The 10,471-nt window shown below is 58.0% G+C and carries 10 protein-coding genes and 2 pseudogenes; 2 read left to right on the top strand and 10 right to left on the bottom strand.

From position 1 onward, the window contains the following. Nucleotides 1-210: pseudogene (locus B4968_RS10715) on the bottom strand (EamA/RhaT family transporter); the annotation flags it as partial. Nucleotides 211-260: 50 nt separating this feature from the next. After that, a complete protein-coding gene (locus tag B4968_RS10710; protein ID WP_083098955.1) occupies nucleotides 261-1,649 on the bottom strand; it encodes an aminotransferase-like domain-containing protein in 1,389 nt (462 codons plus the stop codon). Nucleotides 1,650-1,835: 186 nt separating this feature from the next. Here B4968_RS10710 and B4968_RS10705 point away from each other — a divergent pair, with 186 nt between their 5' ends. Together B4968_RS10705 and B4968_RS10700 are read left to right on the top strand one after the other, a co-directional pair. Then, nucleotides 1,836-2,282, top strand: a complete 447-nt coding sequence (locus B4968_RS10705) for a DUF983 domain-containing protein (protein WP_083098953.1) — start codon at nucleotides 1,836-1,838, stop codon at nucleotides 2,280-2,282. A 177-nt stretch (nucleotides 2,283-2,459) separates the two neighbouring features. Next, a complete protein-coding gene (locus tag B4968_RS10700) occupies nucleotides 2,460-4,610 on the top strand; it encodes an ATP-binding protein (protein WP_083098951.1) in 2,151 nt (716 codons plus the stop codon). A 117-nt stretch (nucleotides 4,611-4,727) separates the two neighbouring features. Here B4968_RS10700 and B4968_RS10695 read toward each other — a convergent pair whose 3' ends face one another. The 8 genes and pseudogenes from B4968_RS10695 to B4968_RS10665 form a co-directional block, all read right to left on the bottom strand. Beyond that, nucleotides 4,728-5,147, bottom strand: a complete 420-nt coding sequence (locus tag B4968_RS10695; RefSeq protein WP_083098949.1) for a response regulator — start codon at nucleotides 5,145-5,147, stop codon at nucleotides 4,728-4,730. Between the two features lie 337 nt (nucleotides 5,148-5,484). After that, a complete protein-coding gene (locus tag B4968_RS10690; protein ID WP_139792739.1) occupies nucleotides 5,485-6,084 on the bottom strand; it encodes a tryptophan 7-halogenase in 600 nt (199 codons plus the stop codon). 17 nt (nucleotides 6,085-6,101) lie between these two features. Continuing rightward, entirely contained in the window at nucleotides 6,102-6,695 is a 594-nt protein-coding gene (locus tag B4968_RS10685; protein ID WP_083098945.1) for an NAD(P)/FAD-dependent oxidoreductase, read from the bottom strand. Then, nucleotides 6,692-7,315 (bottom strand): LodA/GoxA family CTQ-dependent oxidase, encoded by a 624-nt coding sequence (locus B4968_RS25210; protein WP_139792737.1) that lies wholly within the window; start codon nucleotides 7,313-7,315, stop codon nucleotides 6,692-6,694. Before B4968_RS25210 ends, B4968_RS10685 begins: the two co-directional genes overlap by 4 nt. Next, nucleotides 7,206-8,672: a LodA/GoxA family CTQ-dependent oxidase gene (locus B4968_RS25205; protein WP_083098939.1), complete on the bottom strand. Its 1,467-nt coding sequence runs from the start codon at nucleotides 8,670-8,672 to the stop codon at nucleotides 7,206-7,208. Before B4968_RS25205 ends, B4968_RS25210 begins: the two co-directional genes overlap by 110 nt. A gap of 62 nt (nucleotides 8,673-8,734) precedes the next feature. Next, nucleotides 8,735-8,971 (bottom strand): annotated as a pseudogene (locus B4968_RS26135) (LodA/GoxA family CTQ-dependent oxidase); the annotation flags it as partial. Nucleotides 8,972-9,094: 123 nt separating this feature from the next. Further along, a complete protein-coding gene (locus B4968_RS10670) occupies nucleotides 9,095-9,643 on the bottom strand; it encodes a hypothetical protein (protein ID WP_083098937.1) in 549 nt (182 codons plus the stop codon). A gap of 4 nt (nucleotides 9,644-9,647) precedes the next feature. Beyond that, a complete protein-coding gene (locus tag B4968_RS10665) occupies nucleotides 9,648-10,379 on the bottom strand; it encodes a hypothetical protein (protein ID WP_161492572.1) in 732 nt (243 codons plus the stop codon). Between the last annotated feature and the right edge of the window lie 92 nt (nucleotides 10,380-10,471).

The raw sequence follows: 10,471 nt of genomic DNA, 5'->3' as shown, positions 1-10,471 counted from the left end.
CAAAATGACCCGCCAGTCCAGCAGCGACCACAGCTCAGCCCGGGTTAAACCACAAAAGGGCAAAAACCCCACCGCCGCCAGCGCGAAACGGGACCAGGCGACAAAGAAGGGGCTAAAGCCCTCGGCCGTCAGGGTCTTGCCGGCCGCATCGCCAATCACGATCAGGGTCATCGCCAGCACCCACCGTGCCAAGGGTAAGCGCAGAAACATTGGGCGTCATAGTGTTGGTCCTAAATGCATTGGGGCTAAATCGAGCGGGGTCACCCCAGCCAATCCTTGCGCAGGATTGCATCACGCAACGCCACGAGATCGTCGCGCAGCTGTGTCAGGCTGATGGGGCCTCCCAGACAGACCCGCAGAGCCTCACCGGGATGGGAAGAGACCGAAAACGCATCACTGGGCATGATGCCAATCTGGCGGTTGGCCATACGGCCCATGACCTCGGCCCGGTTGGTGCCACGGGGCAACTCAATCCCGAGATTAAAGGCCTCTGGCGCAGTTGTGACGCAACAGCCCTGCAGAATTTCGCAGGCCATGGCCTGCCGCTCCGCCGCCGCCCGCCGCACAAAGGCCTGAATCTCACGCGCGGTGCCATCCTCGATCCAGCGCCCCAGAAGCGCCAGGCTCAAAGGAGAGGCCATCACATTGATGCTGCGCAGCGCCTGGGAAAATTGCCCCATCTCGGCGCGCAGCGGCACCGTGGTATAGGCCAGGCGCAGACCGGCGCCAAAACATTTGGAAATCCCGGCGACGTGCCAGGCCAGATCTGGCAGCTGGCTGGCAATCGGCGGCGGTGCATCGGATGCGACAAAGCAATAGGCGTCATCCTCGATCAGCTGCAGATCGTGCTTTTGCAAAACAGCCGCAATGACCTGACGGCGGCTCTGTGTCATGGTGCCAGTGGTCGGGTTCTGCAGGGTTGGATTGAGGTACAGAGCCGCGGGCCTGTGCTCGGTGATCGCCCTCTCAAGGGCCTCAGGATGCAGCCCCTCGCTGTCACCGGCAACCCCCACCAACCGCAGGCCCAAACGGGCCGCGATCGAACGGATGCCGGGATAGGTCAGGGCTTCACACAATACGGTCTGTCCCGGCGCGCTGAGCAGGGTCAGGATGGCGTAGATGCTGGCATGTGCCCCCGGAGTGATTGCCAGGCGGTCTGCGGCAAACTCCAGTCCGTTTTGCTGCATCCAGAGGTGGGCGTTCTCACGGTCCGCAGCGCAGCCTCGCACCGACTGATAGCGCAGCAGCGGCACCAAATTGGCAGCCACATGCGACAGCCCCTGCGACATGCGGGCAATCAGCGCCGGGTCATCCGGCTCAGGCGGCATGTTCATCATCGGATCCTCTTCCAGGCTCCGGCGTGGGTCAGGGTGTTCTGTGCCAATGCCCGCATCTTGTGATGTCTCAGGCTGGCGCACAAAGGTGCCGCGACCGACAAAGCTCTCGATGTCGCCGCGCCGCACCGCTTCGGCATAGCCGCGCGACACTGTGGAAAAATCCACCCCCAGATCCTGCGCCACGCTTCGTTGCGGCGGCAACCGGTCGCCTGGCTTTAGCTGGCCTGATGTGATGTCAGCACGAATGGCATCAGCAATCCCCACATAGCGCGGCTTACCCGAGGCCCGGAGTGTTGGGTTCCATTGTTTCAACGGGTCTCTCCCCCCAACATTCCCTGGCACGGCCCATCCCAAGACGCGCACAAGACGCGCACATGACCTATAGGCTTGCCCCGGAACAGCCTCAAATATCGGCGCAATCCAACATAATTGTTTCATTATTGTTTGCAATCAATGGCGAAACAACTTACAGACCCCCGGAAATCAGGAGTCGCGACCATGCCCCATACCGAAACAGGCCAGGACGCCAGCCTGCACAAAGCCAGTTTGCGCGAAGCCATTGCAGCACAAGCCCCGGTGTCCGGGCAACCACGCCCGCGTGCGATCAAACCGGCGATTTTACACGGCTTGCGGCTCCGGTGCCCGAACTGTGGCAAGGGAAAACTGCTGCACAGGTATCTCAAGGTAAACCACAGCTGTGCCAACTGCGGCCAGGAGCTGCATCACAACCGCGCCGATGATGGCCCCGCCTATCTGACCATTCTGATTGTGGGACATATTCTCGGGTTTGCCCTGCATATCCTTTATGTAAACTTTCGGCCCGAGCCACTGACCCTGGCCTTGCTGATGTCTGCCGTGACCATCGTATCGTCCCTTTTTCTACTGCCGCGCATGAAGGGGTTGGTGGTCGCCTATCAATGGGCCAAGCGCATGCATGGATTCTGACCTAACCCCTTCATATTCATATTCATAACATTAGTTCGATACACGACCAATGCAGGCCGACGCCAAGTTTGCGCTTGATCACCCCCTGTAACTGCCTCAAATTACAGCCAATTGCTCAAATGTTCCTTAGCCCTTCCAAGGCAAATATTGAGGCTGCAATTGGAACAGGGGAAGACCATGCCGGACGATTCGATCCTGCGCGCCAGAGAGGCGCATGCCGGGTTATTACGGAAAACATCCAAGAGGATGTTTTACTTTTTCTCGATTGCCATTTGCCTGGGATTTTGCGCAGCTGCACTCAGACCGATCCCCTTTGATCCCCTGCTGAAATACGCCCTGCCGGGGTTTTTGATTTTCTGTGTTGCGCCTCACTTTGTCTTGCCCGGCGCCGATCACTATGCCAAACGCGTCCTGCTCTTTTTGTTCGGCCTGTTTCTGGCAGCGGTCACCGGTATCACCTTTCTTGGCCTGTCGTCGGCCGGCTGGCTTATCTTGCTAACCATACCGATGATCACTGGCGCATTGTTTGGTAAGCGGGGCGCCTATCTGACCCTGGCCGTCGTGCTCTTGGTCCCCCTCATTCTTGGCTCATTGTATGCGACCGGCCTTCTACAGCCCAAGATCGACCTTATGGGCACCCTCTCGGCAAGTGGGCGCAACTGGCTGGTGATGGGGACAGCCCTGCTTTTTTGCGGCATTGCCTGCATTACACTGACGGAAAATCTGCGCCAACAGTGGGAAACCTCAAACCTCAAACTCCTCAGGCAACATGAGCAAATGCTGGCCCTGGTGGAATATGCCCCAGAAGCGATCATGATTTTTGACATGGGGCTGGGCAAGTTCACCACCACCAACAGCCGCGCTGAAGCGATCCTTGGCTATAGTCGTGACGAGCTGATGGAAACCATTTACCCAAGGGATATCAGCCCTGCGCTGCAAGCCGATGGATCCCATTCAAATGAGACTGTTGCCATCTATGTTGAGCAGGCCCTCAATGGTGAATTTCCGGTCTTTGAATGGCAGCTCACCAATAAAAACGGCCAGATGCTGGACTGCGAGATTTCACTGGCGCGCCTGCCGCCCTTTGACCGGAAACTTATCCGGGCCAGTGTGGTGGAAATCTCCGCCCGCAAGGCAGAGCTGAAAGAACACGAGAAGCTTCTGTTGCAGCTCGCCGTCTCGCAAAAACTCGAAGCGGTTGGCAAACTCACGGGGGGCGTGGCCCATGACTTCAACAACCTGCTGGCCGTCACCCTGGGCAATCTGGAGCTGTTGCGCGAAGACTGCCCTGACGAGCAGCACAGAAAGCTGATCGACAGCAGCATCACATCGACCCTGCGTGGCGCCGATCTGACCCGCAATATGCTGGCCTTTGCCCGCAAAGCCAGCCTTGAGCCCAGCGCCATCGACATCAACGAGGTGGTGAAGGAAACCAAAAACTGGATCAGCCGGACATTGCCCGCAACCATTTCAGTGAAAACCTCCCTCCCAAAGGATCTTTGGCCGGTTGAAGCAGATCTGAGCTCGACTGAAAGCGCCCTGCTGAATCTCATCATCAATGCACAGGACGCCATGCCTGAGGGGGGTAAGCTGACCGTTGAAACGCGCAATATCCACATTGATGGCAGCTACCTCGATACACACCAGGAAGAGCTGGAACCCGGGCGCTATGTGATGCTGGCGGTGAGCGACACAGGCGAAGGCATTCCGGCAGAAAACAAGGCTGAGATCTTTGAACCGTTCTTTTCCACCAAGGCGACCGGCAACAATTCCGGCCTTGGCCTGTCTATGGTTCATGGCTTCATGCGGCAGTCCAATGGCACGGTCCAGGTGTATTCCGAGCCGGGTCAGGGCACCACATTCAAGCTTTACTTCCAGGTCGCGGCAGCAGAGCAGCAGCCCGGGCCGGTAGCTGAAACTGCAGCTAAAACTGAGACCCTGCCGGAGGTTTCCACAGACAAGGGACGCCGTATTCTGGTGGCCGAAGACGACGCGGCGGTGCTCGAGGTGGTGGTCCAATCTCTGCAGAAGGCCGGCTATGCGGTCACCCCGGCCAGTTCGGGAGATGCGGCAAAGGTGATTTTTGATGCAGATCCCAATTATGACCTTTTGCTCACGGATATCGTCATGCCAGGTAAGCTTCTTGGCACAACCCTGTCGTCTGCGCTACGCGCCAAGAGCCCCGACCTGCCGGTGATCTTTATGTCCGGTTATGCCAGCGAGGCCACAGTGCATGGCAATGGCTTGCGCCCAGAGGACATCCGCCTGATGAAGCCGGTGCAACGCACAGATCTCGTGGCGGCAATCAACAAAGCGCTTGGACACTGAGCGGCCTTTGCCCCCCAGCCCCCTGGATCACAGATGCTCAGGGCCGCAGATACTCAGGGCCGCAGATACTCAGGGTCTCATATGCTCAGGGCAACAGAGGCTCAGGATTACAGGGGCTCAGGCGGGGAGATTAGAGGACGAGCCCATAACCAGGAGCTCCTCCCATTCTTCAGTGAGCACCCGTTTCAGGGTCTCCATCGGAATGGGTTTATACAGGTTACGTCCAACCGACAGGTTTCTGGCGCGGGCCATCAGTTTTGCCGCCAGCATCGGCGCATCCGCACCGCCGGTCATGAACCTAAAGCGCAGCGGGCGGTCGATTTCGGAAAGCCCTTCGATGACTTCGATACCGTCTTTTTCTGGCATATTGATATCAACCAGAACAACTGCGGGTCCACCTTCGCCAAGCAATAGCTCAAGCAGTTCATTCCCGTTTTTACAGACCTCTACCGTCCACCCAAGACGTACGGCTACCGTGGTGAGATAATCGGCAAATTCGGAATTATCATCCGCAATATAGAGTTTTTGCTCAGGCATCTCCGGAAAAAGCTCCGCTAAAATTGTTGTTCATCCTCACCTTAATCTTATTCAAGGGCTTGAACCAAGACGTTTTTACAGCTTGGCTACAACCTTATTAACAACCCAAGACGCAGGCCCCCGAAAATAGCTCAGCGCCTCCTTCTACAGGTCGAGGTCTTCACTCGCTTTTATAGTGATTACGGCCCACCTCCAAGTCAGATAAAGCTTACCTCGCGCATTGCGGCCATAAGACCCCGTTTCAATGACGCAAAGCCATCATGGACTGCGGATGCAGCCTTGCGACCTAGAGCTGTAAAGCAGGGGCTCGCCCGCCCCTCAGCGCTGACAAAGGCCATCACGCCAGAGTTGACATTTCCTTAGGCGAGACTGACCGATGCCCCTGCGCCTCCCCCTGCGCCCTCCCCTGCCGTTGTGCCCAAAACGCACTCTTTGCCCAGCGCTGTTCAGCCTGATACAGCTCAGCCCGTTTGATCAGATAGGTCTCATAATCCTGATGGATGCGGTTTGCGTAGGCCTCCCGGTACCCGTCACATATGGCCCGCGCGGCCTCCTGGCCATTCACCAGAGCCTTGTAGATGCCTGCAGAGGACAACGGGTCAAAGGCGCAGGCCGCATCACCTACCGCCAGCCAGTTCTCTCCCACAACCCGCGCAGCCCGGTAGGAATACGACGCGGTAATCCGAAAGCTGACGGGCAACAGCCTCGCCTGTTTCAGGCGGGGAGCGATCAAAGCAGTGCCAGACAAAGCTGCGGCCCAGCTGTGTACTTTGTAGACACCGCCGGCTTTGGCGAGCTTTGGGTCGGTGCCCAGTGCGACGACAGCCGCGCGGCCGGGGACCTCGGCCGCGTACCACCAGCCATTTGGTGCCGCCTCGAGCCAGGTGGAATTGCCAAACCCAGCCCCAAACTCAGCACCAGACTCAACCCCGGGCAAGCCAAATCTCGCCCAGATCACCGTCTGCCGATCATTAAACTGGCGGTTATCAAACCGCCTGTTATCAAACTGCCTGCCACTAAACTGCCCGTCATCAAAACCCTGGGTGCCTGCCAGCGCGCGTAACAAAACAGCCCTGCGGCCCGTCGCATCAATAAACACGCCCGCCCGGATCTGCTGCCCCCCCGCCGTGACGCTTGTGATCCGGCCTCCCTGTACGCAACAAAAGCGCAATGCGCGGTGATCCGCAGCCCCCCGCCTGCAACCGCCTGATCCAACAGCATTTTGTCGAACCGGACCCGATCCAGATGCCAGCCCGTCCCATAAGGCGAGGTCAAAAAGTCGTTGTGCCCCAGCCGGTGGCTGCCCCAAAGGGAATGACTGCCGTAACACGGCAGGTGATCCTGCCGCGCAAAGGCCTGATCAACCCCCAGCTGCGAGAGCACCAAATTGGCATCAGGAGGGATCGTCTCCCCCACTCTTGCTTGGGTGAAATCCGAAGGCTCAACGATGCAAATCGACGTCACACCGCGCTGTTGCAGAGCAAGGGCGGCGGCGCTTCCCGCAGGGCCGCCGCCAATGATGGCGACCTCAAACTGAAGGCCTGTCATCCCTTTTTCGGATTTGCAGGCTCGGGAAAGACCTTATCCGTTGTCTGGATTGGCCAGGGCTGTGACCAGTCAGAGGGGCCGGTGAGCAGGCTCTCCACCTCAAGGAACAAATCGGTATTGTCGCCACTAAACCCTTCAATCGCGGGGCCCTGCATCACAACACCGATATCAAACCAATGGGTCACAATATTGATGCGATCCTGATAGCGGCCGACGCTTTCGGCCCCGACACTGTATTCAGGGTCCGGGTTTCCTGCCACCCACTGCGTCCCCGTTCCGCGCACTGAAAAGCGCTGCTCGGCGTAAAAGGTGCTGCCGTTTCCTACATAGTCCTCATAGGTATAGACGGACACAGGCCGCTGCGCGGGCCAGGACCAGAACAGGGTCGTGTTGCGTGCCACAATGGCTGGATTGTCCCCGGGGGCCGGGTTTGGCGACGGCAAATGAGTGGCGCAGGAGTTGTAGTCCGTGTGCCAGGGCAGCGCCATGAACTTGCACAGATCACCTGGCTCAACCGGGTTTTTCTCTGTCCGGTTGGGTGTGTAGCCGACCCCCAGAAACGGGGCCGAGGTTGCTGCGGAATAGTCCAGCGCCTTGGCGCCAATGCGGAAACTCCCCACGCTGGGCGATGTCCAAGTCCTGATTGTAAAGATAGGCATCGCGCACCACAACGGTCAGATCAATGCCCGGGCTGAACCGGCCGCCCAGCAAATTGGACAGGGTGTTCTTGTCCAAAAGCTCTCCCGCTGTCAGCGCTTCTTTGCTGTCATTGTAGGTCCCTGCATACCACTGGTTCAAAAAGAAATACTGCGTATGGGTGACAGTCAGAAAGCTGCCGCCAGTATCGCCAAGCGCCAGCGGCATCAAGGGGGCTCCGACCTCGAGGTTATTGCCCTCTCCGGTATTTGGGTTACGGATAAAGTTCTTTACATTCAGATAGGTCGCCGGATCATCGCTGGCCGTAACATCGTTGATACGTTGATGCGAGCCAATAGCCTTGGCGTTGAGGTCGGTGGTGAACATCTGCAAATGCGAGGCCCGGAACATGGTCCAGACGTCCTGCTCAAAGGCGGCCTCATACTGCGTATTATACTGCTGCGTGGTAGTATCATAGATATCGGGCGCAAGCGCCAGCTCTGGTGCCCGCAGCCAGGCATTATAGACCTCGTCCCAGATGGTGACGATGTTGCGCACCTGCGGCGCATAGGCAGGATCGGCACAGATACACCAGGCCGGAACATCAATCAGTCGGCTGCTGCCATCTGAAAAGTGCAGCGCGGCCGTAATCGGCCCGTCGCCCGCATCATCCAGCCAGCCATCATTGTCGATATCACTCCAAAGGGGAAAAGGCTGGTCAAGCGCCGGGGGCGGAAAGGGCTCATCCTTGGTGCCCGGCGACCAGGCTGGAGGCTGGTCGACACTGCCACCGGGGTTGTTTTCACCGATCATCCAACTGGCCGCATAGCCCGGAGAGCCAACAACCAGCAGCCGCCCCTGCGCATCGGTCTCCATTGCGCCCATTGTGCCCAGGTTTGAGTTATTTGGGGTGAACAGCGTTGAAAAATTCGTGGCCGGCCAAAGCTGCGGATAGGCAACTGACGCAACCGATCCATCCGCCGTGATATAGCTGCAGGCCCCGTCATCGAACTCGACCCGGCCACTGGCGCTGGAGTTCAGGGTTTTGGGTCCCGCATCAATCACCAGTTTGGTCAACCGGGCAGGATCCGACATGTCGACATCTGCGGGGTCAGTTCCTGCGCCCCATTCATTGGCGTTCAGCTCAACGGGATATGTCGATTTGTCAAAATCGCCGTTGCGCACATTCGGCGTTTCGCCATTGGCGTAATGCGCCATACCCCCGACGCCGTTATTCCAATCCGTATTTGCCGAAGGATTTTCCGGAATGATCCAGTTATTTGCCTTTTTATTGGCCATATGCACCTGCCAGGTGATGCTCTCGACGGTTTGGCCGTCCACACACTGCCGATGCAAATCTCTGACACCGTGCCGGTATAGGGATAGCTGGTGGGATCCTCATTATAGGCAAAAATCCGAAACCGCTGCGCGTGCGGCTTTAGCCGCCCTTCACTGTCACGCAGATCCTGGTCGGAGATATGCTGGGCCTCGGTCCCCGGCTTGATCGGCAACCCTCCTGACACGGAAGATCCGTCAGTCGCGGGCATACCAGCCGAGGTTTCGGGCGAGATGATATAGTCAGGCGAGTTGCCAACACGGGAAATGCCGATCGCCGGGTGAATGCGCAAAGCGGTTGTCATGAGAAGGATCTCCTAAATCTTTTGAACGGCGGCACGCCGGAGGCGCGGACGATAAACACCGGGCGCGTCGGACTGCCAATGCAACAGTCACTGAGCCCGGCAATAGAGCTGCCAGTCTGCCTGTCACTGCATCGCGCCATAGGTGTCGACGTAGATCTGCATTAGAAAATGGCTGAGGTTCAGCATCGAGGCATGCAGCGGCGGGATATTGGGATCACTCGGTTGAAATTGCAGGGAGTTATGGCAGGAAAGGCAATTGTGCTGCCCGGACTCAGTCTGCGTGAAGGTCTCGATCACCGGATTGGACAACACGTTCGACCCTACAAGCGCATCCTGAAATGTGGAGTTCAGTTTGCTGACCCCGGGCGCGTCTGCCTTGGACCAAACGGCGCCGACTTCGAAATAGCCTTTGGCGATAGTGTCGTCGGGGATCTCGCTTAACGCCGAGGCATTCACCGGCTGGATCGCCATGCCATTGTCCGTGGCAAAACCGCCAATCGTGCCCGCCTCATAGGACTGACAAGCCTGCGTGACGACTGAGAACTCCTGGGTGGCATCATTCAGGCTCTGGACTGGCAGGTTGGTCTGATTGCAGTCGGCCAATGTGGTGTTGGCCGCATAAAACGGTGTTGCGGTCGCTGACACGGGGTCTGACGGCTTGATGGTGGGCATGCCCTTACTGTCCGTCGGCACCACAGGCGCGATACCAATCGGTGAGAAGGAGGCCCAGATCGCTTCTGAATGGCCCTCGACCCAGCCAACCACATGGAACCCAATCAGTGCCACCTCGGCCCTCAACATAGACCGGATCCGTCGGCACTCTGATGGTCGCAACCCCGTCGACCACTACGGTTGCAAGCTCTGGGATCAGCGCCTGTCGCGTGTAGGCTCCCGGCACGGTAAAGCCGTCATCTACAATGGCCCAGGCGGCCTTGTATTCGATGTTGCCAACATCAAACAGCGCCGTGTCGGGCGCGTTGATCAGCCCCTCAGCAGAGTTCCAGTCAAGGCTGACCACCTGATCATACATCTGAGGCGTAATATGCTGACTGTAGTAAACGCCGCGATTGTTTTGCGCCACGAGAAGCCCCAGAGTTCCGGCCTGCGCCGCTGAATCAATCGGATGATCAGCCTTTGCAGCCCGCGGCTGAAGCTTCAGCATTTTGGAAGCAGCCTGCCCCCCGAATGAGGCATCAATGGTTTGCTCCTGGGTGGGGAAGCCCTCAAACCGCAGCGCACCATCCTTTTCCTCCATGGACCATAAAAATGCATTCCAGGACCAGACATGGAAGGCGCAAAAGCTGTTAAAATCCGTCGTGGCGGCCGTTTCCTGAGGATCTGGAATGGCACTGGGAAACCAGCTGTCTGGCAGGGCACAATCGCCCTCGGCCCAGGAAGATGTCGACAAAAGCCACACAAACGGCACGGCCAACAGGCCCGCAAAGGCCCCAAGTCTAAAAAGCTTTCGGTGGAGAGGCATGATATTAGATCCCTTTACAA

Source organism: Pseudophaeobacter leonis (assembly GCF_002087335.1).
Lineage (GTDB): Bacteria > Pseudomonadota > Alphaproteobacteria > Rhodobacterales > Rhodobacteraceae > Pseudophaeobacter > Pseudophaeobacter leonis.
The sequence above is the reverse complement of the archived record's forward strand: the minus strand, read 5'-3'. Positions and strand labels throughout refer to the sequence as shown.